The following is a 22601-nucleotide window of genomic DNA, read 5'->3' as shown; positions in this document are numbered from 1 at the left end:
CTAGGCCAAGGCCCGATTTCCTTTGCTTGTCTCTGCCCTAGTGTATTACATCCCCAGATGATTGTTGACAGGAATGTAATGTATCGGGGGTCCATCCTCTCAGGGGGCAGTAAGCCCCGCCCAGAGCCAAGAGGAAGGCGGAAAGAGAGCGGAGCTCAGCAGAGCAGAGATACCACCCTTGCCGGGGGACGTTCGCTCCCATCCATCTCCTTGATACCCGACGAGATTTTGCCCCGAACATCGGGGCCTAAAATCATGCGCCTTTCAACATTGCTTGCAAGTCACACGGTTTTCTTACTCGAACGACTTGCGTGTAATGGTAGCTGGCCTTAACGTCCCCCTCATTCGCAACCACGCAATGTCACGAGGCCATGATCACCATGAATCAGCAATCCCTGTCGGCCTTCATCTGGTCTGTCGCCGATCTGCTTCGCGGTGATTACAAGCAATCTGAATACGGGCGTGTGATCCTGCCTTTCACCGTGTTCCGCCGTCTGGATTGCGTCCTGGAGGCCACCAAGCCCGCCGTCTTGGCCGAGTATCAGGCCAAACAGGCCCAGGGCATCACCCCCGATCCCTTTGTGTTGCGGGTAGCGGGTCAAAGCTTCTTCAACGTCTCGCCCTTGGACATGAAGAAGCTGATGGGCGATCAGGATCACATCAGCCAGAATCTCTACAGTTACATCAACGGCTTTTCGCCCGCTGTGCGCGACGTGTTCGAGCGGTTCGAGTTCCACGCCCAGATCGAGCGTCTGGCCAAGTCCGGGTTGCTTTATCAAGTGACCGAGCGGTTCACTCAGGTGGATTTGCACCCCGATCGGGTCAGCAACCATCAGATGGGCTTGGTCTTCGAGGAACTGATCCGCAAGTTCGCCGAACTGTCCAACGAGACCGCCGGTGAGCATTTCACGCCGCGCGAAGTCATCCGCCTGATGGTCAATTTGATCTTCATCGAGGATGACGACGTTCTGTCCAAGCCGGGTGTGGTGCGGACCATCTATGACCCTACAGCGGGAACCGGCGGCATGTTGTCCATTGCCGGTGAATATCTGGAGGAACACAACCCCAAGGCCCGCCTGACTGTGTTCGGGCAAGAGCTGAACCCGGAATCCTACGCCATCTGTAAGGCCGACATGCTGATCAAGGGCCAGGACGTGTCCAAGATTGCCTTTGGTAATACCTTGTCCGAGGACGGCCATCCCGCTACCACCTTCGACTACATGCTGTCCAATCCACCTTTCGGCGTCGAATGGAAGAAGGTGGAGAAGGAGGTCCGCAAGGAACACGAAACTCTGGGCTATAACGGGCGCTTCGGTCCCGGCCTGCCCCGCGTGTCCGATGGCTCGATGCTGTTCCTGTTGCATCTGATCAGCAAGATGCGGCCTGTTGCCGATGGAGGGTCGCGCTTTGGTATCGTCCTGAACGGTTCGCCCCTGTTCACCGGCGGTGCGGGAAGCGGCGAAAGCGAAATCCGTCGCCATGTGCTGGAGAACGACCTGTTGGAAGCCATCATCGGCCTGCCCACCGATATGTTCTACAACACCGGCATCAGCACCTATGTGTGGATTGTCAGCAACCGTAAGCCCGAACACCGCAAGGGCAAGGTCCAGCTGATCGACGCCTCGGGCATGTGGCAGAAGATGCGCAAATCTTTAGGAAGCAAGCGCAAGGAACTGTCCGACGACCACATCGCCGAGATCACCCGCCTGTTCGGCGAGTTCAAGGAGTCCGAGGCGGACGACAAGCCCATCAGCCGCATCTTCAAGAATGCCGATTTCGGATATCGCACCATCACCGTAGAGCGCCCGCTGATGGAGGATGGCAAGCCGGTGATCGGCCAGAAGGGCAAGGCCAAGGGCAAGAAGATGCCCGATCCCAAGCTGCGCGATACCGAGAACGTGCCGTTGTCCGAGGATGTCGAGGCGTACTTCAAGCGCGAGGTGCTGCCCCATGTGCCCGACGCCTGGATCGACCCCGACAAGACCAAGGTGGGGTATGAAATCCCCTTCAACCGCCACTTCTACGTCTTCCAGCCCCCACGCCCGCTGGAAGCCATCGACGCCGACCTGAAACAGGTGGTGGGCCGCATCCAGGCCATGCTGGAAGAGATCGCGGGATGAGTGGCGTGGTCATTTTCTGTGACCCCGTGGATGTCTGTATCCGGCTGCATCTGGATACTCAGGGCGCGATGCCATGACCAAGGGCCGATCCATCCGCCTGTTCCTGGCTGACGGGACGCCGGGCGGCATCATTACCGCCGAGATCATGAACTGGACCGGCCATGTGATGACCGCGCCACGTTCGCGCCTTGCCGATCTGATCCAGAGGCTTGAAGCCGGGCGTACCGGCATCTACATCCTGTCCGGCACCGACCCGGATGGCGGTTACAGGCCGCTGGTCTATGTGGGCGAGACTGACAGCGTCGGCAAGCGTCTGGCCCAGCACAACAAGGACGAAGCCAAGGAATTCTGGGACCGGACCTGCGTTGTCACCAGCAAGGACCAAAACCTGACCAAGGCCCATGTGCGTTATCTGGAAAGCCGCTTGATCGCTATTGCGGCGGAATCCGGGCGGGTCAGGCTGGTCAACAACACCGCCCCGGACCTGCCTCTGTTGCCCGAAGCGGATCGATCGGATATGGAAGTCTTCATCGAACAGCTTCGCGTCGTCTTGCCGGTGCTGGGGCTGGATGTGTTGAAGGAGGCAGCCACGTCCCGGCCCGGAGAGAACGCTATGCCGTCGTCCGGTTCGGACCAGCCGCCTGTGTCCCCTGTCTTCGAGCTGATCAGCAAGAAGCACACCCTGAGGGCCGAGGCCCGCGAGATTGATGGTGAGTTTGTGATCCTGGCCGGATCGCAGGCCCAAGCATCCTGGATCGGTGTTTCTCTGGCCGGGTATCAGTCCATGCATCAGCGTTTGAACGACGAAGGCGTTCTGGTCCCCGATGATGTTGGCCATCTGCGCTTTGTCCGGGATTATGCCTTCACCAAACCCAGTGCTGCGGCTGCCGTCGTTCTGGGCCGGTCTTCCAACGGGCGCAAGGAATGGTGTGTGGCAGGCACACGAAAGACCTATGCCGACTGGCAGGACGCCCGGATCGTTGCTGTTGCCACCAACCAGGGAGGTGAGCCATGAGTTTTCCCCGTTACCCCGCGTACAAAAACAGCGGCATCAAATGGCTGGGCGAGGTACCGGAGCATTGGGAAGCAGTCCCTCTGTGGACCTTGTTCCGCAGAACCAAGCGCACGGGCTTCCCGGACGAAGAATTGCTGTCTGTCTATCGGGACTATGGCGTGGTGCCCAAAGCCAGTAGGGACGACAATTTCAACAATGCATCGGAAGACCTGACGTCATATCAGTTGGTTGAGCCTAGATGTTTGGCCATCAACAAGATGAAGGCGTGGCAGGGATCGGTAGGCATTTCCAGATATCGCGGGATCGTAAGCCCGGCGTACTTCATTTACGAACCACTTCATGACTGTTCGTCCGAGTATCTGCATTACCTTCTCCGGTCGTTGGAGTATACGGCGGCCTACAGGATGGTCTCCAAGGGAATCCGCGTGAACCAGTGGGATTTGGACCCGCAGTATCATTCCCGCTTGCCGGTCCTCCTTCCGCCGAAAGCAGAACAATCCGTTATTGCGGCCTTTCTTGACCGTGAGACGGGGAAGATTGATGCGCTGGTGGCCGAGCAGGAAAAGCTGATAGGCTTGCTGAAGGAAAAGCGTCAGGCCGTTATCTCCCACGCCGTCACCAAGGGGCTTGATCCCTCCGCGCCCATGAAAGACAGCGGCATCAAATGGCTGGGCAAGGTGCCCGCTCATTGGGATGTGAAACGGCTGCGGTTCGTTGCGACCATCAATCCACCAAAGTCTGAAGTTGCGGGAAGAGATAGAGAAGAAGAGGTCTCATTCTTGCCCATGGAGGCGATTGGATACGATGGTTCCCTTGATCTTGAGCGAACCCGCACAATTGGCGATGTCGAGACGGGTTACACTTACTTTCGTGAAGGCGACGTCACTATCGCTAAGATCACGCCCTGTTTCGAGAACGGCAAGGGCGCTGTGATGCGTAACCTTATTGGGGGTATCGGCTTTGGCACGACCGAGCTGATTGTTGCCCGCCCCGGGGAAGCAGAGGCAACGAGCGACTTCCTGTATTGGCTTTTTGCCTCTGTACTATTTAGGAAAAGAGGAGAAGCCACAATGTACGGATCGGGTGGGCAGAAGCGTGTTCCAGACGATTTCGTCCGTGACTTCTCTACAGGTTTTCCGTCTGTCTCTGAACAATCTGCCATTGCCGCTTTCCTCGACGAGCAGACCGCCAAGTTCGACACTCTCATCGCCGAAGCCCAACGCGCCATCGCGCTGCTGAAAGAACACCGCTCCGCCCTGATTTCTGCCGCTGTGACCGGCAAGATCGATGTGCGCAATTGCGTCGCGCTGCAGGAGGTTGCATGAGCGCCCTGCATAAGGAAATCGAGTTCGAGAATGACATCTGCGCCGCCTTGGCCTCGGCAGGCTGGCTGTATGATCCCGCCGATGCGGGCGGGTACGATCGTGCCCGCGCCCTGTTCCCCACCGATGTGCTGGACTGGGTGAAGCAGACCCAGCCCCGGGCGTGGGAGGCCCTGACCAAAAGCCATGGCGCGGCAGCGGAGGCCATTCTGCTCGACCGCATCCGCAAGCAGTTGGATGACCGGGGCACCCTGGACGTAATCCGCTTTGGCGTCGAACTGCTGGGCCTGCAGCAGCCTCTGGCCCTGGCCCAGTTCAAGCCCGCCTTGGGCCTGAATCCCGAACTGATGGCCAAGTACGCCGCCAACCGGCTGCGGGTGGTGCGGCAGGTGCGGTACTCGCTGCATAATGAAAACTGCATCGATCTGGTGCTGTTCCTGAATGGCATTCCGGTGGCGACGGTGGAGCTGAAAAGCGACTTCACCCAAAACGTCGATGACGCCGTCGATCAGTATCGTTTCGACCGCAACCCCAAGCCCAAGGGCCAAGGATCGGCGGAGCCGTTGTTGGATTTTCCCCGTGGCGCCCTGGTGCATTTCGCCGTCAGCAACTCTTTGGTCAGGATGACCACCAAGTTGGAGGGGGCGACAACAACCTTCCTGCCTTTTGATAAAGGCGACGGGGGCGCGGCGGGCAATCCGCCCAATCCCTTGGGCCACGCCACCGCGTACTTGTGGGAACAGGTGTGGGCGCCGGAGTCCTGGCTGGAAATCCTGGGCCGCTATGTGGTGGCGGTGCGGGATGCGAAGAAGCAGATCACCAAGATCATCTTTCCCCGCTATCAGCAGTTGGATGCCACCCGCGCCCTGGTGGCCGCCGTGCTGGCCGAGGGGCCGGGGCAGAAATACCTGATCCAGCATTCCGCCGGGTCGGGGAAGACAAACTCCATCGCCTGGACCGCCCATTTCCTGGCCGATCTACACGATGCCGACCAGGCCAAACTGTTTGATTCCGTGCTGGTGGTCAGTGATCGCACGGTGCTGGACGACCAGTTGCAGGATGCCATCTTCTCGTTCCAGCGCACCAAGGGGGTGGTCGCCACCATCACCAGCGAAAAGGGCAGCAAAAGCGGCCAATTGGCCGAGGCTCTGGCCAACGGCAAGAAGATCGTGGTCTGCACCATCCAGACCTTCCCCTTCGCCTTGGCCGAGGTTCAGGAACTGGCGGCAACCCAGGGCAAACGCTTCGCCGTCATCGCCGACGAGGCCCATTCATCCCAGACCGGCACCGCCGCCGCCACCCTGAAGCAGGTGCTGTCGGTCGAGGACCTGCAGGAACTGGAAGACGGCGGCGAAATCAGCGCCGAGGATGTTCTGGCCGCGCAGATGGCCGCGCGCGCCAACCAAGCCGGGATCACCTATGTGGCCTTCACCGCCACCCCCAAGGCCAAGACTGTGGAGCTGTTCGGGCGCCGTCCCGATCCGTTCCAGCCCGCCGGGCCGAACAACGTGCCCGTGCCGTTCCATGTCTATTCCATGCGCCAGGCCATCGAGGAAGGTTTCATCCTGGATGTGCTGAAGAACTACACCTCCTACAAGTTGGCCTTCAAACTGGCCAGCAGCGGCCAGGAATGGGACGAAACCCAGGTGGACAAGGCCGAGGCGCTGAAAGGCATCATGCGCTGGGTGCGGCTGCATCCCTATAACATCAGCCAGAAGGTCAAGGTGGTGGTGGAACATTTCCGTTCCACCGTTGCCCCGCTTCTGGGTGGCAAGGCCAAGGCCATGGTGGTGACCGCCAGCCGCCAGGAAGTGGTTCGCTGGCAACTGGCCATCAACAAGTACATCAAGGAACAGGGCTATAAGATCGGTACTCTGGTGGCCTTCTCGGGCGAGGTGCAGGATTCGGAACTGGGGCCGGAGGGCTTTACCGAAAACAGCAAGGCGCTGAACCCCACCCTGGCCGGGCGCGACATACGCAAAGCGTTTGCGACGGACGAATTCCAGATCCTGCTGGTGGCCAACAAGTTCCAGACCGGCTTCGACCAGCCCTTGCTGTGCGGCATGTATGTGGACAAGAAGCTAGCCGGTATCCAGGCCGTGCAGACCCTGTCACGGCTCAATCGCGCCTATCCCGGCAAGGACACTACCTACATCCTTGACTTCATCAACGAACCCGGGAACGTGCTGACCGCCTTCAAGACCTATTACGAGACGGCGGAGCTGGAGGGCGTCACCGACCCCAATCTTGTCTACGACCTTCGCGCCAAGCTGGATGCCTCCGGCCATTATGATGATGCCGAGGTGGATCGTGTGGTGGCGGTCGATATGGACCCCAAGGCATCCCAGAATCAACTTGGCGCCGCCATTGCCCCGGTGGCCGACCGGCTGCTGAAACGCTACAAGGCCCTGCAAGCCCTCATCGAAGCGGCCAAAGCGGCAGAGGACAGCAAGGCCGAGAAAGACGCCAAGAACGAAATGGCCGCCCTGGTCCTCTTCAAGCGTGATTTGGGCGTGTTTCAACGGGTCTATGCGTTCCTGTCGCAGATTTTCGATTACGGCAACACCGACATTGAAAAGCGGGCGATCTTCTTTCGTCGTCTGCTGCCGTTGCTGGATTTTGGGCGGGAGCGGGAAGGTGTGGATCTGTCGGGCATCCAGCTCACCCACCACAGCCTACGCAACCGGGGTAGGCGCGACCTGTCCCTGAAGCAGGGCGAAGGCGAGAAGCTGAAGCCCATGTCCGAACCCGGTACTGGCGAGGTGCAGGACAAGCAAAGGGCGCTGTTGGCCGAGATCATCGAGAAGGTCAATGACCTGTTCGAGGGCGGCCTGACCGATGACGACAAGCTGATCTATGTGAACAACGTCATCAAGGGGAAGTTGCTGGAATCCGAGGTTTTGGTCGAACAGGCCGCCAACAACACCAAGGCGCAACTGTATGCCTCGCCCGACCTGACCCGAGAGCTGACCAATGCTGTCATGGATGCCCTGGCTGCCCATACCAGCATGAGCAAGCAGGCATTGGGATCGGAAAAGGTTCTGAACGGACTGCGGGACATCCTGTTCGAGCATGCGGGTCTGTACGAAGCCTTGCGGGCGCGTAGTGGTGCGGGAGGAGAGGGGGCAGCCTTGTGGCGGGCCTGACAGAGTCGAAGCTCAGAGCAGGTCGTCGATCTTGCTGGTGCTCTCCCCGCTGGCAATAAGATAGGTGGAGTGGGTGGCGCAGTAAAGCATCTGCCGCTTCTCTTTCCACAGGGTCAGCTTCAAGGTGGTTACATTCAAGGCATAGAATTATATGCTATAAATACGCATGCATTACATTAATAAGTATGAAAAGTGATTGATTTGATGGAACTGTATTCAGGCATTGATTATGCCTGAATACAGAAAGAACGATATATTATAGATTTATGATTAATGTATTAGGGTAATGGCGTCTATCTTCCCCAGGATCATGATGATGGTTAGATTGAAATCGCATTCCCCAGTTCTTTGCAAAAATTTTATTTAATTCTTGTTAATGCCGCCGTCTCATCAGGCGCCTGGTTCCCTGTGCTACAGGTTCTCTCTTTCCTCGGGCGATCAAGATCAGCAGAATGCCCAGTGGGCCGCTTACAGCCCATGCCGGCAGGGCCAGAAGATCAGCAAATATGCGGTCAAGGGCTGTGTTTGGTGCTGGTGCTGTATGGCCGGCAAGGAGAGCCAGAAGCTCGCCGGTTGCAAGTCCACTTTCTGAACTGGTTCCAAGCGCCATGACACCTTCCGCCGAGGCGGAAATCAGCGCAAATCCTAGAAAGAGCCACCCTATAATTTTCCCGGTCATGGTACGGTAGATCCCAAAGAGGCGTTTCTCCTATCCGGAGATAAGGCGCCTGGCCCCACATGGGAAGCATGCCACAAGTGTTTGGCTGTGCAATCAGGGTCTTCAAGACTGCGCCACATGGACAAAAATTATTTTTTCTCCAAACAGTCATTGCATTTTGCGTTGTCGTCGGCTAGAAATCCGCCTCGCCGTGCTTGGTAAGAGCCGGTGAAGCGGGGCAAAAGCCCTGCGCCAGGGGAGAGGTGGCCGAGTGGTTGAAGGCGCACGCCTGGAAAGTGTGTATACGGGAAACCGTATCGAGGGTTCGAATCCCTCTCTCTCCGCCATATTCGTTCTCTAACGCATTGATTTATAAGACCTTGCAAAAAGAGAAGCGGCGTTGTCCCACACTTCTGCGCGATAAGAATCGGCGCACCTTCTTTGGGTCTGCTTTTGTGGAGGCGCTCCGCCGCCCCTTTTCGCCCTGTCCTGTTCCCTCCGCATCTCCCTCCCGAGCGCCTCCCGCCGCCCTGAGCGTAGCTGCCACTGGAAAGTGATCATACCTGAGCCATCACCCAGAAAAAGGCACGCTTGAGCCCCATCGCGGCACCGCTGGCCAGAAGCTTTTTGAACAGCGGTGCCATGTCTTTTTAGGAATCAACAAGCTAGAGCCGACTGCTCTCTTGCATGATGACACTCCCCCCGGAGTGGCTCCATCCCCCGTTCTTATTTTGATGGTACAGACGTGATATCCATAGAAATTCCAATCATTTTTGATGAGGGTTCGGATATCTTGCACGGGACATGGGACCCCAGTCTGTCCATCACATCGCGGCGGCAGGCGGCAACGTATCGCTCTGTGACCCCAAGGTAGCTGGCGATAGCATCATCAGCAAAGCCTGACAGGGCCATTTGCAAAATCCTGGTTTCGGTCTCTTCCCGGCCATTGGCCCCGGGGCGTCGTTCAGCCCGCATGTAGTCCTGGAGGAAACGAAAAGCCATGCCTTCCAAGTCAGATTGTTGGTCGTCGCGAATTTTGATGTCACGATTGGTTGAAAAGAACATCATGTAGAGTTGGTTGCCCATGTGAACTGGAATTCCAACCCCATTGCGCAGGCCCAAGGTGGCTATTTCGTCGAAGAAATCCTTATTTACGTTCCTGACTGCATCAAACGTCAACGTCGTATCGCTGGCTGGCAGAACATAATTAAAAGGGTCAATTTCATAATAATTTTGATCTACATATCGATGAACGAAATTAGCGGGTTCAGAGGAGGCGATGATAGATATGCCACTATCCTTTGCGGTGTCTTCATCGTCTCCCCATCCACAGAATGCCGCAAATTCGAACCCCATCGCGGTGCTGTTTGCAACAAGATTCTTGAAAAGAGGAGCTATATCCTTGTAGGAATCCACAATTTCAAACCGCTTGATCTCTTCCATAACGATGGGTCTCCTCCCTCATTCCCCTGAACAATTTACCCGGAGATTCCGCTGAATATACGCGCAGCATACGTCCATGCGGTAAAGCAGCCGGGGTTCCAGTAAACTTTACTGCTTCGATGATACCGATGTGATATCCGTCGAAATTCCAACCATTTTCGATGATGGCCCGTGTACTTCATACGGTACGCTGGTGCCTAGTTTTCCCATGGCATCTTGACGGCAGGCGGCAACGTACCGTTCTGTTACGCCAAGGGTTCTCGCGATGATATCGTTACCCAAGCCGGAGAGTGCCATCTGTAGAATTCTGGTTTCGGTTTCTTCCCGGCCGTTGGCGCCGGGGCGTCGTTCAGCCCGCATGTAGTCCTGCAGAAAACGGAACGCCATGCCTTCCATGGTTGACTGTTCGTCTTCGCGAATTTTGACATCGCGACTGGTTATAAAGCTGACGGAATAAAGCCGGTTTCCTACATGTATGGGAACAACCATGCCTTCCCGCAGCCCGAACGCGAACAGTTCATTGAAGAACTCGTTGTTCATGTTCCGGACGGCATCATATTTGACGGTCGTGTCGCTGGCCGGAATCACATAAGTGAACGGATCAACATCATGATAGCCATGATCTACATACCGCTGGACATAGTTGCCGGGCGTCGACGCCGCAATGCACGGGCAGCCGAGGTCTTCTATGACATCGTCTTCCCATCCAAAGAATGCCGCAAATTCAAACCCTATCGCAGTGCTGTTTGCCAGAAGGTTCTTGAACAGGGGGGCAATATCCTTGTGGGAGTCCACAATTTCGAATCGCTTGATATCTTCCATAACAACCAAATCCTTCTGCTTGCCCCTGAATTAACGCGCCAAAAAAATTGGAGCATACAAGCCATCGTGCGCGCTCCAATCCCCCCTTGATGTGTGTACTTCTGTTGTCCGCTGGTGTGGACAAAGAGACGGGAGTTATCGTTATTGCCTCAGCGCCGTAGATGTGCCGTGCAGCGGGACGCTGATCATCCTGGATGAGCGCACTGACTTCCCGTGTGGGGCGCGATACCCTAATTTCTCCATAGCGCCCCAGCGGCAAGTCGAGACATAACTCTCTGTCAGACCAAGGAATTCAGCAATGGCATCATCAGAAAATCCAGACAGCGCCATCGCAAGAATTTTTTCTTCTGTTTCGTTGCGGTTGTTGGCTGCGGGCCGCGTTTCAGCCCTCATGTAATCTTGGACAAAGCGGAACGCCATGCTTTCCAGGGTGCCCTGTTCATCCGGCCGGATGCCAGCATCGCGGCTGGTGCAAAATCCAACGGTATAAAGACGATTGCCTATGCGCACCGGCACGCCAGCGCCATCCCTCAGGCCGAACGTGGCTATTTCATTGAAATAATCACTGTTCATGTTTCTGAGCATGTTAAATGTCAGCGAGGAGTCGCTGACGGGAAGCATATGAGTGAACGGGTCGATTTCATAGTAGCCCCGTTCCGCGTAGCGGTGGACGAAGTCCGCTGACCATGATGCTGCGATACATGGGAAGCTGCTGTCTTTTATAACATCTTCCTCCCCTTCCATTCCCCAGAAGGAAACAAACTCAAACCCCATGGCGGCGCTGTTGGCCAAGAGTGTGTTGAAAAGGGGCGCTATATCCTTGTGGGAGTCCACAATCTCGAACCGCTTGATATTTTCCATAACGACAGGCCCTTTCTTCCCCAGCGACCCCGACAAGACCCACATTCTTGGTTGTCGTGCCGCGCATATATTCAACAGGGAAGATACCACGCAACCGAACGAATTCCAGAAAAATTTTCCAAATACACACATAGCGTGTACGCATACGAAGTTGCCTTGATTGCAAGGGGTTGTCCCCCTGTTGGTCGATTTTGCTGTTCTCGTTACGGTTTTAAATCCCATGTAGTCAGGGTGAAAATTTGTCTGGAAAACGTCAATTATGGTTGATACAGTGCTATCGCCGCATCGTAAGGGTGTGCGGCGTTGCGATAGTATGTCGCTCCGGCTGATGGCGGGGGATTGAGTAATGAACGAAGCAAGAAAAGTGTCAGGCGTAAAAGCGCCAGTTGGTCGTGATGGAGGCGAGCTGTTTACAGCTCTCTGTTCCAGGGCTAAGGACTTGGGTTTTGAATGCGTCACATTCATGGGCGTGGCTGGTGATGACGAGGCGTCAAGAGACATCGGGTATCCCTTTATTGCGGCATCCTGTCCGCCCGGGTGGGTGGATCTTTACAAGGAACGCGCCTATCACAAGGTTGATCCGGCCCTTTTGCTTGCCCCCGTTGCCATGGGGACGATGAGCTGGGATGATCTGGATGGCGCAAAGCTGGATTTTTTCCGGGAGGCGTCTTCGCATGGCTTGCGAACTGGTCTTTCTATCCCTGTGCAGCTGCCATTGCGGACGTATCTGTTGAACTTTGCCACGGCAAGGGAGGAAGCGATCAGTATTCCCGTCCGGTCCGAGCTGGAGGGGCTGGCGTTCATGTTCGTCCAGAACTGGTTGCGTGCCTGCCCACAGCAGGAGCCGTCGCCTGCCTTCAGTGAAAAGACTCTCAAGATTTTGCGTATGTGTTTGCTGGGGTTTGACTGCAGCTCTATCGCGACATCTCTTGGCATGACGGCCCACGGTATCTCGTGGCACCTGAAAGATGCCCGTAGGAAGTTGCGTTGCCAGACAACCATGCAGGCCTGTGGGAGGGCCTTGTTCCTGGGTCTTATAAAAGTTTAGTTGCGCTTGAGCCGCATCGCCGTGGGTGCCGGAACATTTGTGTCCGGCTCCGGCGCTTTTTTTATCCGCGGAAAACAGTTCTGGAAGCAAGGTTCCTTGTTGTGAGGGGCCTCGAACAGTTCTTGTGCGGGTGGTCATTGGCTTGAGGTTGTGGTACCCGTTCAGCTATCGTCTGGCGATGCGGGTTGTCTTATGAACGTTACTCTTTCTGATATAGCAGAGCAGTCCGAGGTTCGCTTTGGGACCAGTGGCGTGCGTGGCTTGGTTGATGCGATGACCGATGAGGTCTGCCAAGCCTATACGCAGGCCTTCCTGATGCTCGTGAAAAGGAAAGGCAGGTCTTCTGACCTAGTTGTTGGTCACGATCTTCGTCCCAGTAGTCCCCGCATTGCGTCAGTCTGTGCCGCTATAGCTCAGGAGGCTGGCTTCCGGGTTCGCTATGCCGGCGTTCTGCCGACACCTGCTTTGGCTTGGTATGGGCAGATGATCGAGGCTCCCGTTCTTGTGGTGACCGGCAGCCATATTCCTTTCGATCGTAATGGCATCAAGTTTTATCGTCCGGACGGGGAACTGTCCAAGGACGATGAGGTGGCCATGATGCAGATGACTGTGGCTAAGGTGGTAACGGTAATACCAGCTGCGCTGCCCACTCTGGAAACAGTGGTCGCAGATGCTTATGTGCGTCGGTATGTGGATTTCTTCGGGGCAGGCGCCTTGGAAGGGATGCGTGTTGCCGTCTTCGAACATTCCAGTGCGGCGCGTGATATCTTGCGGGTCATTCTGGAGGCGTTGGGAGCCCGTGTTCTTTCCATCGGCAGAACAGACCGTTTTGTGGCCATCGATACCGAGGCTGTCAGTCCTGCAGATGTGCGCGCCGCCCGTGAATGGGCGCAGAGCTTGGATTTTGATGCCGTTGTTTCAACAGACGGTGACGGTGACCGGCCCCTTGTTGGGGATGAGGGGGGGAACTGGCTACGGGGGGATACCGTTGGCCTTTTGTGTTCCCGGTTTCTTGGTGCGGATCATGTTGTGACGCCGGTCAGCAGCAATACGGCCTTGGAGCACTCAGGTTGGTTCAGGGCGGTAACGCGTACGCGGATTGGGTCGCCCCATGTTATTGCAGCCATGCAGGATGATGTAACGGGACACAATATATGCGTGGGATATGAGGCCAATGGCGGTTTTCTCCTGGGAAGCCGTATTGTTCATGAGGATCGTGTTCTTGAGCCATTAGTAACCCGTGATTCTGTTCTGCCGATCGTGACGCTTCTTGCTGCGGCACGTATGTGCGGGTGTTCCCTGTCTGCCTTGATGGCTGATCTGCCACAGCGTTTTACGGCCAGTGATCGCTTGCAGGATATAGATCCAGCCCGGAGTTTGGCTCTGCTGGATGAGTTGCGGAAGGATGCGAATGGTTTGTTGCGTTATCTGCCCCCCGATTGTGGAACCATTGTCTTGGTTGATCAAACGGATGGGTTGCGTGTGACGTTCTCCTCGGGTGATATCGTGCATTTGCGCCCTTCGGGTAATGCGCCCGAGCTACGGTGTTATACCGAGTCCGGAACCCCCGGTCGCGCCGAAGACCTGTGTCGTTTCTGCCTGGCGTCGCTGCCGTGAGGGTTTTGGTCACAGGGGCAAATGGTTTTGTCGGGCATGCACTGTGTGTGGCGCTTGCCGCATCGGATCATTTTGTACCCGTTCCAGCTGTTCGTCTGGACGGGCAGTCGATTGCCGGCATACCGGCTGTTCCTGTCGGGTCTATTGATGCCGGTACCGATTGGTCCCCGGCTTTGGCCGGGTGCGACGCGGTTGTGCATCTGGCGGCCCGCGTTCATGTTATGCGGGAGAATCATCCTGATCCTTTGTCTGCTTTCAGGGACGTGAATACGCAGGGAACCCTAGCTTTGGTGCAGCAGGCCATACAGGCTGGCATCAAGCGTTTCATTTACATAAGCACCATCAAGGTTTCCGGGGAGGGCCGCGAGGCAGAAAAACCCTATCGGGAAGATGATCAATCGGCTCCTTCTGATGCTTATGCCTTGTCCAAATGGGAAGCGGAGCAAGGGCTACGTCGTTTGGCTCTTGGTAGTGGTATGGAATGGGTTGTGATCCGCCCGTCGTTGGTCTATGGGCCCGGGGTCAAAGGCAATTTTGCCACTATGATGACGTGGTTGCAGAGGGGGACTCCCTTGCCTCTTGCCTCTGTATCCTGCAACAGACGCTCCATGATTGCCGTTGATAACCTTGTGGATCTGATTGCTCTGTGCTTGGTTCATCCGGGCGCAGCGAACCAGTTGTTTCTGGCGGCAGACGGGGATGATGTCTCGACGGCGGATCTTCTACGATCTCTTGCCGAAGCTATGGGTACGCGCGCGCGTCTCTTTCCTGTTCCTGTTTCCTGGCTGCGGTGTCTTGGCCTTTGTGCAGGTATGGGGCCGGCTGTTGACCGATTATGCCAGTCCCTGACAGTTGACATCTCCAAAGTTCGCTCTGTGCTGGGATGGAAGCCACCCCTTACGCTCCGGCAAGGTTTGGCACGTACTGTGGCCCATCTTGTGGAGAGGTGAGGTGTCCGATGACTCGTCGCCACCAGCTTGAACAGGCTTTGTCCCTTTTGGCTCCCACTCTTCCACAGTGGGAGAAACAGGCTGCGCTGGATCATGCCCAGGATTCACCCGGTTTGCGGCGGGGGTCGGTTCAGGCCGCGGCCTGGTTGTCTTTGGTGGCTTTGGCCCGTCATCATTTTACAGACTATGATGCTCTGCTTGAGGATGGCTACAGTCGTGATGCGGCGCGTGCCATAGTTTGCGGGCAACTCAATACCGTGCTTTTGTCCTGGGGTTGTCGTCGCACCGTGGGGGACGATGATCCCGCTTGGTCAGCGGATATATCTCCATCCCGGTCGTCGCGACCGGAATAGGGATGTCATCTCAGTGCGTCTGGATAAAGCTGCGATGGGTTCCCTGAAGAACAACTGCGGTGAGCACGTTACTGCGCCAGGCCCCGGTATCAATCCCGATTCGGTTTGCCCTGTTTTCTGGTGTCGGGTGTATGGTGTGACCATGTACCACGGTGTGCTCCCGCGTATCGGTGCACGACAGGAAGGGTTCCCGGATCCACAACATGTCCCGTCGGCTTTGACGGCCCAGTGAAATTCCGGGGCGTATCCCAGCGTGTACGAAAAGGTAGTCTCCGCATGTCGTCCATAGGGGCATGTTTTGCAGAAACTGGCGGTGTTCCCCGGGGAAGGCAGCCCTGAAGGCACGTGACAGTTTGAAACGATCCAGCGTCTCCGGTTCCTTGTCCGGCGTATCCACACCATAGCTGTGCAGTGTTTCTAGGCCACCGTATTTCAGCCAGTTCAACCCGTCGGCAGGGTGTTCAAGGAAGCTCAGAAGGGAGTCTTCGTGATTACCCAGCAGGCAGCGTGTTTCTCCGTTTTCCAGGGAGAGAGTCCGCAAGCGTTCCAGAACGCCGGGCGTATCAGGTCCCCGGTCAACGTAATCACCCAAGGTAATCAAAAGCACCCGCTCTTTTGCTTGGCGTCGCTGGGCTATATCGTGGCCAATCTGTTCCAGAAGGGCGTCCAGAAGATCAAGGCGCCCGTGGATATCGCCTATGGCGTAAACAACCAGCCCTTCCGGAACAGCAGCATGTGTGCCCGAGGACTTATCATCTGACATGACGAACCCTTCCGGTTGTGCACGACACCAAATCCCAGTGTGGCCTTGCTGTCAGGACGTGCTCCGGTCAAGGAGAGCTGACCCCAGGTGCTGGCGTATGGCTGCCCCAAGCTGGGCATCCATATCCTGCATCAGGTGCTCTACCAGTTCAAACCAGATCTGGTCACGTTCAGCCAGAGATGCTTTCTCGGGAATTGTTATGGTCCTCCACGCTGTGGCCGATGCTTCGTGACGCACAACGCCGGCGCCATCAACAATCTGGACCGCGATATTGGCTTTTGCGGCATAGCGTGCCTCTGGCTCGTTGGTAAAGAAGCCGGTGATTCCCTTCTTGGTTGGAAGCTTGGTTTCTGTTACGGATGCCTCGCGTATATCAACCCGGATATGTCTTTGATGAGTGTGGGTTGTTGTAATCCGGTCCTGTGCCCATGTCCGCATGGCCTGTTCCGGTGACAGAGGCATACGATGTTCGACATGTGGGCTGCGCAGTGGTGGGATATAGCTTGTCACAATATCCGGACCTTGTGCTGCAAACCGAAAGGGAGCCTTTGTCAGGAAGCGTAACTCTGGTTGTTTGGAAACGGGTGGCCCTTGGTCCGAACACCCGGCAGCAAGTGACAGCATGGCAAAAAGGCAGACTGTGCCCAGAGCGGGCAGAAACCGCGAAAACGGGAAAGCGTATGTCATGGTGATGTTGTACCTTGGGAGAGGACTTCGATATCCGATGCGCTGAAGATGTATTCCGTGGAACAGAACTGGCACTGGACGCTGACCGATCCATCATCAAGCTGCATCTCGCCCAAGCTGCTGGGGCTGAAGGTTGCCAGCGTTTCTTCCACCCTTTGCCGTGAGCAACGGCACCCGAATACCAAGGGGCGGGGTGGCAATACAGACAGATCCTCATCGTGGAACAGGCGGTGCAGAACAGTGCCGGCCTCAAGGCCGGGATCAAGGAGTTCAGCCGTTGTCAGGCTCCCAAGAAGGATGACGGCCGTGCGCCAGGCCTCGTCTGCATCGTCCTTGGATATGGAGAGGATTTTGCCACCATCGACCGGCATTCTCTGGATCATCAGGGCAGCAGCCCGCCATCCGTTGTGGTTCGGGCATGGGGCTTCGGATGCAACCTTGATAGCTGTTTCCAGCTGCTCGGACTGACGGAAATAGGCATGGAGGCACTCTGAAAGGGTTCGGCCTGTCAGTTCCACCAGCCCCTGATAGCGTTCAGGAACATTCCCTTGGTCAACCGTAAAGGCCAAGTGCCCTGTTCCCAACAGCTTTTGTACGCTTGCTTCTTCGGCAGTGCCGGGGTCATCCAATCCATCCGCTGTTTCATCGAAGGTGGCGCAGGCACGGACCTGTCCATCCGATGTTACATCAGCCACCAGCTGCCGTACCGGCCCGCTGCCTTGGGCCTGCAGGGTAAAGACACCATTGAATTTCAGGGCATTGGCCAATACCGAGGCCAGAGCCGCAGCTTCTGCTACCAGCCGTGAAATGGCCGCCGGGTACTTGTGTCGCTCCAGAATGGCATCCGAGGTTGCGCACGTGCGGGCCAAGCGTCCCCTCAACAAGCCGCCGTGCAATAAAAAGGGCAGGGCAAAATCCGGGGTCTGGGGGGCACTCTGGTCAGTCATGAACAATCTCGGCAACACACGACAAAAGGGCGAAAGAGGATCTGTCAACGGATCTTGGTTGTTAACAGGTTATGGGTGCAGTTTATACCCCCGCCAAGAAAGACCAAACCGTCTTTCTGGAGCTTGGGGTCATTTTTCTGCTTTAGCCTGCGTGGTTATGTTAAAGGCTTCAACTTTTCAGGCGATATCCTGACCTGATCAGGACATGGCATGTAAGCATCAGCACCACGTTTGTTAGCGCAACAACCCAGAGACCGGTTTCAGGCAGGGCTGCTTCATGACCAATAAAGCCGTACCGGAAGCCGTCAACCATGTAGAAGAAGGGATTCAGATGGGCAATGAACAGAAAGTTATCCGGCAGGCGGTCGATGGAATAGAACGTGCCGGACAGGAATGACAGTGGCGTGATGATAAAGTTTGTGATTCCGGCCATGTGGTCAAACTTCTCTGACCATACACCGGCCAGAATGCCCAGCAGGCTGAGAATCATGCTGGCACCGACGGCATGGAACAGGATGTAGCCCCAATTATGGATATGCAGGGTCACGAAAGGTAACATGCCAACCCCGATCGCCACTCCGACAACCATGCCCCGTGTCATGCCGCCAAGGGCAAATCCAAGCGTCAGTTCCCAGGGCGAGAGGGGAGGCATCAGGACATCGATGATATTCCCCTGGATCTTGGAGATAATGAGCGAACTGGATGTGTTGGCAAAAGCATTCTGCACCATGCCCATCATGATCAACCCGGGTGCCAGAAACTCCATGAAGCTGACCTGTCCCACGGTTTGCTGTGCGCTGGATCCAAGGGCAAGGGCAAAGATTGCCAGGAACAGGAGTGATACAACCATTGGTGCTGCGATTGTTTGTTGCCAGACCTTGATAAAACGTCGGACTTCGCGCAGATATAGCTCCCACAGGCCAAGCCAGTTTACGGGGCCCATCGCACGGGGCGCAGGGGGCGGGAATGCGGGGGCCTCGGTCATGGTGACAGCTTTCAGTTTCTGGTTTTGCAGGACTGCAGAAGGAAACGGCCAACACGTGCGAAGGTCAAGATGTCTTGCATCTTGATGTCAGGGTTCCGATCATTTTGCCTGTACGGGAAACACATTGCATGTACGAGAAGAAAGCGGATCCGGTTCCTCTGGGGGTAGAGAGCTTGATGAAGGCTGCCCTTCATTACCTGGAGCGGTTTGCGGCCAGTCGTGATGGTGTGCGTCGCGTTCTGGAACGGCGCGTTGCCCGTTCGGATCCTGCCGGGAATATGGATGCTGAAGCTGTGTCTTCTGCGATTACGGCTGTTCTGGATCGTTTGACGGATCTTGGTTATCTCGATGATGCTTCCTTTGCGGAATCTCGTGCCCGTTCCTTGGTGGCGCGGGGTGTTTCTGCGCGGGGTGTACGGTCCCGTTTGCGTCAGAAGGGTGTATCTCCAGAACTGGTTGAACAGGCCCTGTGTGGTCTGGCTGCTGACAGGGCTGGTGATAGTGAGATCGATCCGGATTTGACGGCTGCTGTTATTTTTGCCCGACGGCGCCGTATCGGGCCATGGGGTGACCCGGAAAGCCGTAGTGCCCGGCGTTACAGGGACATGGCCGCCTTGGCCCGTCGTGGGTTTGCTACGGATGTCATTCGCCAAATTCTGGATGCCTGTAACCCTGATGATCTGGAATCCGCAATTGGACCTGTATAGGGGTATTTCCCCCTGTAATCAGCGGGTGACGTGGATGGTTCCGGTCATTCCGGCTTCGTAGTGCCCGGGAATCAGGCAGGCAAAACCAAACGTTCCAACGCGGTTGAACAGCCATACGACATCGTTGGATGCGTTTGGTTGGACATGTGCCATATGAGGCTCGGCATGACTCATGTCCGGGTTGTGCCGCATGATGTCTGCGTGTTCTGCAAGCTTGTCGGGTGTGCCAAGAACGAACTCATGCAAGGTGTTCCCATGATTATCGACCTTGAAACGAACGGTTTCGCCCACGCGGACTGTAAGGGTATCGGGTGTAAAGCGCATGGTATCACTCGTGCTCAAGACAATCGTTCGGGTCACGGCCTCAGGTACGCCTGCAATACCCCATTCCTGCTGCACGGGCTGGGAGGCATGTTCGTGTGAGTGTTGTGCGTGATGGTCTGCTTCATGCGCATGGGCCGGGCAGGAGAGTGCCATGACAAGGCAGGCACACAAGACGAGTTTCTTCACTTTATCATTCCTGTAACGGAGGCAGATAAACATTCAGGACAGAGGCCCGGATCTGGCACCAAATATATCACGCTCTTCTTCTGTGGTTGCTTGAGTTTTTTTTCTCTACCCTGCACTGTTGCGCGTATGGGGTATCTTCAGCAGACCATCACTTTTCTTTCTCACTATGGAATAGAGCCAGCAGCTCTTTTCCCGCCATTGCTGTTGGCTCTGTGGTGGTTCTGGTGGCGTTGGTATCGTGACCGTGCATCGTGGCAAACTGCGGGGATAGAGGCCGAGATGCTGTCCCATGTCATGGCGGTCAGTCCGGATGGGTGGTATCTGTGGTCCGCATCGGACGATCCTGTCAAGGACGGAGATCTGCTGGGGGGAGGGCAGTGCTCGCGGCGGCTTGCTGTCATGCTGTCGTTGTTTTCCGGTCATTCGGCCTCTTTTGGTGATGTTGTTTCAGTCTTTCTGCCAGGTGATGGTGCACGTCTGTCTTCCCTTGTGCATCGCTTGCGCAGTGAAGGAGAGGGATTCTCGATCATTCTTGGTCTACAGCCTGCGGAGGGGCAGGAAGACGTATTGCGTCGTGTCGAGGTATCAGGGGTACGGGCCTTGGCTGATGATGGCCGCTGTCTTGCCGATGTGCTCTGGGCCCGTGATGTATCGTCCGGTGAGGAAGACCGTCGCGAGTTGTTGGCACGTTTTCACTGTGCTGCCAGCGAGGCGTTCCGTTTGAGGCGTGTTCTGGATACCATTCCGGTTCCGGTCTGGGTTCGTGATGATGGTCTGGATATTATTCTGGCAAATCGGACGTTCCTGGATGCGGTTGATTCCTCGTCTGGGCAGTGTGGATCCAGCGTGCAGGAGCTTGTTGCCGGATCTGCTGTCCGGGATTTGCGGTCTATGGCGTCGGCAGTCCGGGCTTCTGGCCGGGCTCGCTCCGGAACGTGGCATACGGTTGTTGGTGGCAGTCGCCGGTTGATGGAAATTACAGAGAGTCCTGTTATTCCTGGCCAAGGTTCGGATGATGGCCTCCACACCGTGGGGGTTGCCCAGGATATTACCCGTCTTGAGGTGTTGCGTCAGGCGACAGAGCAGCAAATGGGCAGTCATGTCGCTGTCCTGGAGCGTTTGGGCACGGCTGTTGCCATTTTTGGTTCTGATACGCGACTGCGTTTTCATAATCCTGCGTTTGCTCGGTTATGGAAGCTTGATCCATTATGGTTGGCGACATCAAATCCAGACTATGCCGAAGTTCTGGAACAACAGCGGCTGAATCGTCTTCTTCCCGAAGTTGCCGATTATCCGGCTTTCCGGCAGCGTGAACTGGCCCGTTTCAAGGCTCTGCTCGAGCCGATGGAGGATCTCCTTCATCTTCCGGATGGAAAGACGTTGCGGCGGGTTCTGGCCCCTCATCCTTTGGGGGGGCTTCTGGCGACGTACGAAGATGTGACCGACCGGTTGACCCTGGAGGCACGCCTGCGGCAAGTTCTGGCGGTCCAGGACCAGATTATGGACGCGTTGCCCCAGGCTGTTGCTGTTTTTGATGCTGACGGGCATCTGTGCCAGGCAAATACAGCTTTCCGGACCTTGTGGAAAGTAGATGCGGAGACTCTGGCGCAGCATCCTGCATTCGCGATGCTTCTGGCCCGACAGCCAGATGTTATCCGGGCCGATCCGATCTGGACGTCTGTCCAGACATTCCTGTCCGCACCTCCCGGTGATCGTGGTGTCTTTCCTTCCTTTTCCGGATCGTTACCTGCAGGAGTTATGGTTGTTGCTCTGCCTGATGGTTGTGTTCTCCTTGTTCAGCCAGATGTTGCAGAGGGAGCATGCCTGCCCATAACGGCCAATCCGGCTTATGTATTGTCATCGCTGGCCGAGCTGATACGGGCTCCTCTTGGAACGGTTGGCAGTCTGTGTGAAGTCTTGTTGACTGGCCACATGGGAGGTCTGGATCCGTCCCGGCAGGAGTACGCCGGGCGAGTGATGGCGCTTCTGCATTTTCTGTCCGTTATCAACGACGCCGTTCTTGACTTGGACTGGTTGCAGGCGCAGTCAGAGGACCCTGTATCGGGTGTCGTAAATTTGCGCGACCTGATGTCTGTTGTGCTGGCTGATGTCCAGGCTGCTGCAACTCATCGGGATGTAGTCCTTGACTATCGCTATGATGCGTCCTGTAACAGGATTTCTGCGGATGGTTCTTCCTTGCGCCAGAGTCTTGTCCTGGTGTTTGCCTCTGCCCTTGCCGCAGCTTATAACCACGGGAGGATTCGTCTTGAGGTGCGTGACGAGCCGGTTGTTTCCCTGTCTGGTGCGGTTCTGCCGGGTGTGGTGGTGACTGTTTCGGATGATGGGGCTGTGCTTGGTCATGACGTCTGTTCGGCCGTTCTGGCTCTTGCAAGGAGTGGTATCCGCCGTAATGGGGGCAGGTTGTCTGTCTTCTCTGTTTCCGGCCGCGGAACACGGGTTCAGATCCGACTGCCTTCCCTTGTCAGCGGGGACGTGTCAGCAGCGGTGGCTTCCAAGTTTCATGAGGCATTAACCCGCGAAGCCTGAGTCCCGTTCTGCTTTCCTTATGTCGAATGTGGCTCGTTGGTGAAATAAGTCCGGTACTCTCTTGATAGGGCAGGGTTGCTGCACCACGATCTGGCCGCAT

19 protein-coding genes and 1 tRNA gene are annotated in these 22601 nt (G+C 56.3%); 11 read left to right on the top strand and 9 right to left on the bottom strand.

What is annotated here, in order from left to right:
- Positions 1–371 precede the first annotated feature (371 nt).
- The 4 genes from HEQ60_RS07165 (at position 372) to HEQ60_RS07150 (ending at position 7603) form a co-directional block, all read left to right on the top strand.
- On the top strand, positions 372–2120 hold the full coding sequence (locus HEQ60_RS07165) for a type I restriction-modification system subunit M (protein WP_245183821.1): 1749 nt from the start codon (positions 372–374) through the stop codon (positions 2118–2120).
- Between the two features lie 73 nt (positions 2121–2193).
- Entirely contained in the window at positions 2194–3135 is a 942-nt protein-coding gene (locus HEQ60_RS07160; protein ID WP_168070990.1) for a GIY-YIG nuclease family protein, read from the top strand.
- Positions 3132–4460, top strand: a complete 1329-nt coding sequence (locus tag HEQ60_RS07155) for a restriction endonuclease subunit S (RefSeq protein ID WP_168070988.1) — start codon at positions 3132–3134, stop codon at positions 4458–4460. The genes HEQ60_RS07160 and HEQ60_RS07155 overlap by 4 nt, the downstream gene beginning before the upstream one ends.
- Positions 4457–7603, top strand: a complete 3147-nt coding sequence (locus HEQ60_RS07150; RefSeq protein WP_168070986.1) for a type I restriction endonuclease subunit R — start codon at positions 4457–4459, stop codon at positions 7601–7603. The genes HEQ60_RS07155 and HEQ60_RS07150 overlap by 4 nt, the downstream gene beginning before the upstream one ends.
- A 373-nt stretch (positions 7604–7976) precedes the next feature.
- On the opposite strand, the gene HEQ60_RS07145 is transcribed toward HEQ60_RS07150, so the two are convergent.
- Positions 7977–8282 (bottom strand): hypothetical protein, encoded by a 306-nt coding sequence (locus HEQ60_RS07145; protein WP_168070984.1) that lies wholly within the window; start codon positions 8280–8282, stop codon positions 7977–7979.
- Positions 8283–8518: 236 nt separating this feature from the next.
- Here HEQ60_RS07145 and HEQ60_RS07140 point away from each other — a divergent pair.
- A tRNA-Ser gene (locus tag HEQ60_RS07140) sits at positions 8519–8608 on the top strand.
- A 379-nt stretch (positions 8609–8987) separates the two neighbouring features.
- Here the strand turns inward: HEQ60_RS07140 and HEQ60_RS07135 are convergent.
- The 3 genes from HEQ60_RS07135 to HEQ60_RS07125 form a co-directional block, all read right to left on the bottom strand.
- Positions 8988–9704, bottom strand: a complete 717-nt coding sequence (locus HEQ60_RS07135; protein WP_168070982.1) for a helix-turn-helix transcriptional regulator — start codon at positions 9702–9704, stop codon at positions 8988–8990.
- Between the two features lie 108 nt (positions 9705–9812).
- On the bottom strand, positions 9813–10526 hold the full coding sequence (locus tag HEQ60_RS07130) for an autoinducer binding domain-containing protein (RefSeq protein ID WP_168070980.1): 714 nt from the start codon (positions 10524–10526) through the stop codon (positions 9813–9815).
- A 141-nt stretch (positions 10527–10667) separates the two neighbouring features.
- Complete coding sequence (locus HEQ60_RS07125) at positions 10668–11387, bottom strand: autoinducer binding domain-containing protein (protein ID WP_168070978.1); 720 nt, start codon at positions 11385–11387, stop codon at positions 10668–10670.
- A 346-nt stretch (positions 11388–11733) separates the two neighbouring features.
- On the opposite strand from HEQ60_RS07125, the gene HEQ60_RS07120 reads away from it, so the two are divergent.
- The 4 genes from HEQ60_RS07120 (at position 11734) to HEQ60_RS07105 (ending at position 15355) form a co-directional block, all read left to right on the top strand.
- Positions 11734–12435, top strand: coding sequence for a helix-turn-helix transcriptional regulator (locus tag HEQ60_RS07120; RefSeq protein ID WP_168070976.1), 702 nt, complete (start codon positions 11734–11736; stop codon positions 12433–12435).
- Between the two features lie 192 nt (positions 12436–12627).
- Positions 12628–14052 (top strand): phosphomannomutase, encoded by a 1425-nt coding sequence (locus tag HEQ60_RS07115; RefSeq protein WP_168070974.1) that lies wholly within the window; start codon positions 12628–12630, stop codon positions 14050–14052.
- Positions 14049–15002: a UDP-glucose 4-epimerase family protein gene (locus tag HEQ60_RS07110; protein ID WP_209315463.1), complete on the top strand. Its 954-nt coding sequence runs from the start codon at positions 14049–14051 to the stop codon at positions 15000–15002. Before HEQ60_RS07115 ends, HEQ60_RS07110 begins: the two co-directional genes overlap by 4 nt.
- An 8-nt stretch (positions 15003–15010) precedes the next feature.
- Positions 15011–15355 carry a DUF2293 domain-containing protein gene (locus HEQ60_RS07105; RefSeq protein WP_168070972.1) on the top strand — a complete coding sequence of 115 codons (345 nt, stop codon included), beginning with the start codon at positions 15011–15013 and terminating at the stop codon, positions 15353–15355.
- 10 nt (positions 15356–15365) lie between these two features.
- On the opposite strand, the gene HEQ60_RS07100 is transcribed toward HEQ60_RS07105, so the two are convergent.
- The 4 genes from HEQ60_RS07100 to HEQ60_RS07085 all read right to left on the bottom strand — a co-directional run bounded on the left by HEQ60_RS07100 (position 15366) and on the right by HEQ60_RS07085 (position 18737).
- Positions 15366–16118: a metallophosphoesterase family protein gene (locus tag HEQ60_RS07100; RefSeq protein ID WP_168070970.1), complete on the bottom strand. Its 753-nt coding sequence runs from the start codon at positions 16116–16118 to the stop codon at positions 15366–15368.
- Between the two features lie 51 nt (positions 16119–16169).
- A complete protein-coding gene (locus tag HEQ60_RS07095; RefSeq protein ID WP_168070967.1) occupies positions 16170–16805 on the bottom strand; it encodes a hypothetical protein in 636 nt (211 codons plus the stop codon).
- Positions 16802–17752 carry an Hsp33 family molecular chaperone HslO gene (locus HEQ60_RS07090; RefSeq protein WP_168070965.1) on the bottom strand — a complete coding sequence of 317 codons (951 nt, stop codon included), beginning with the start codon at positions 17750–17752 and terminating at the stop codon, positions 16802–16804. The genes HEQ60_RS07095 and HEQ60_RS07090 overlap by 4 nt, the downstream gene beginning before the upstream one ends.
- Positions 17753–17921: 169 nt before the next feature.
- Positions 17922–18737, bottom strand: a complete 816-nt coding sequence (locus tag HEQ60_RS07085; RefSeq protein ID WP_168070963.1) for an ABC transporter permease — start codon at positions 18735–18737, stop codon at positions 17922–17924.
- Between the two features lie 128 nt (positions 18738–18865).
- Between HEQ60_RS07085 and HEQ60_RS07080 the strand changes: the two genes are divergently transcribed.
- Positions 18866–19444, top strand: coding sequence for a regulatory protein RecX (locus HEQ60_RS07080; RefSeq protein WP_168070961.1), 579 nt, complete (start codon positions 18866–18868; stop codon positions 19442–19444).
- An 18-nt stretch (positions 19445–19462) separates the two neighbouring features.
- On the opposite strand, the gene HEQ60_RS10880 is transcribed toward HEQ60_RS07080, so the two are convergent.
- A complete protein-coding gene (locus HEQ60_RS10880) occupies positions 19463–19954 on the bottom strand; it encodes a plastocyanin/azurin family copper-binding protein (protein WP_209315462.1) in 492 nt (163 codons plus the stop codon).
- Between the two features lie 126 nt (positions 19955–20080).
- On the opposite strand from HEQ60_RS10880, the gene HEQ60_RS07070 reads away from it, so the two are divergent.
- Positions 20081–22501, top strand: a complete 2421-nt coding sequence (locus HEQ60_RS07070) for a PAS domain-containing protein (protein WP_168070959.1) — start codon at positions 20081–20083, stop codon at positions 22499–22501.
- Positions 22502–22601: the final 100 nt, after the last annotated feature.

It is taken from the genome of Haematospirillum sp. H1815 (assembly GCF_012102705.1).
GTDB lineage: Bacteria > Pseudomonadota > Alphaproteobacteria > Rhodospirillales > Rhodospirillaceae > Haematospirillum.
This window is presented reverse-complemented; position numbering and strand designations above follow the sequence as displayed.

Excerpts from the sequence above, each read along its gene's own strand:
- HEQ60_RS07100 (WP_168070970.1), bottom strand. The coding sequence starts at position 16,118 with ATGTCAGATGATAAGTCCTCGGGCACACATGCTGCTGTTCCGGAAGGG.
- HEQ60_RS07085 (WP_168070963.1), bottom strand. The coding sequence starts at position 18,737 with ATGACCGAGGCCCCCGCATTCCCGCCCCCTGCGCCCCGTGCGATGGGC.
- HEQ60_RS07155 (WP_168070988.1), top strand. The coding sequence starts at position 3,132 with ATGAGTTTTCCCCGTTACCCCGCGTACAAAAACAGCGGCATCAAATGG.
- HEQ60_RS07095 (WP_168070967.1), bottom strand. The coding sequence starts at position 16,805 with ATGACATACGCTTTCCCGTTTTCGCGGTTTCTGCCCGCTCTGGGCACA.
- HEQ60_RS07125 (WP_168070978.1), bottom strand. The coding sequence starts at position 11,387 with ATGGAAAATATCAAGCGGTTCGAGATTGTGGACTCCCACAAGGATATA.
- HEQ60_RS07130 (WP_168070980.1), bottom strand. The coding sequence starts at position 10,526 with ATGGAAGATATCAAGCGATTCGAAATTGTGGACTCCCACAAGGATATT.
- HEQ60_RS07115 (WP_168070974.1), top strand. The coding sequence starts at position 12,628 with ATGAACGTTACTCTTTCTGATATAGCAGAGCAGTCCGAGGTTCGCTTT.
- HEQ60_RS07105 (WP_168070972.1), top strand. The coding sequence starts at position 15,011 with ATGACTCGTCGCCACCAGCTTGAACAGGCTTTGTCCCTTTTGGCTCCC.
- HEQ60_RS07090 (WP_168070965.1), bottom strand. The coding sequence starts at position 17,752 with ATGACTGACCAGAGTGCCCCCCAGACCCCGGATTTTGCCCTGCCCTTT.
- HEQ60_RS07080 (WP_168070961.1), top strand. The coding sequence starts at position 18,866 with ATGTACGAGAAGAAAGCGGATCCGGTTCCTCTGGGGGTAGAGAGCTTG.
- HEQ60_RS07070 (WP_168070959.1), top strand. The coding sequence starts at position 20,081 with ATGGGGTATCTTCAGCAGACCATCACTTTTCTTTCTCACTATGGAATA.
- HEQ60_RS07160 (WP_168070990.1), top strand. The coding sequence starts at position 2,194 with ATGACCAAGGGCCGATCCATCCGCCTGTTCCTGGCTGACGGGACGCCG.
- HEQ60_RS07120 (WP_168070976.1), top strand. The coding sequence starts at position 11,734 with ATGAACGAAGCAAGAAAAGTGTCAGGCGTAAAAGCGCCAGTTGGTCGT.
- HEQ60_RS07145 (WP_168070984.1), bottom strand. The coding sequence starts at position 8,282 with ATGACCGGGAAAATTATAGGGTGGCTCTTTCTAGGATTTGCGCTGATT.
- HEQ60_RS07150 (WP_168070986.1), top strand. The coding sequence starts at position 4,457 with ATGAGCGCCCTGCATAAGGAAATCGAGTTCGAGAATGACATCTGCGCC.
- HEQ60_RS07135 (WP_168070982.1), bottom strand. The coding sequence starts at position 9,704 with ATGGAAGAGATCAAGCGGTTTGAAATTGTGGATTCCTACAAGGATATA.
- HEQ60_RS07165 (WP_245183821.1), top strand. The coding sequence starts at position 372 with ATGATCACCATGAATCAGCAATCCCTGTCGGCCTTCATCTGGTCTGTC.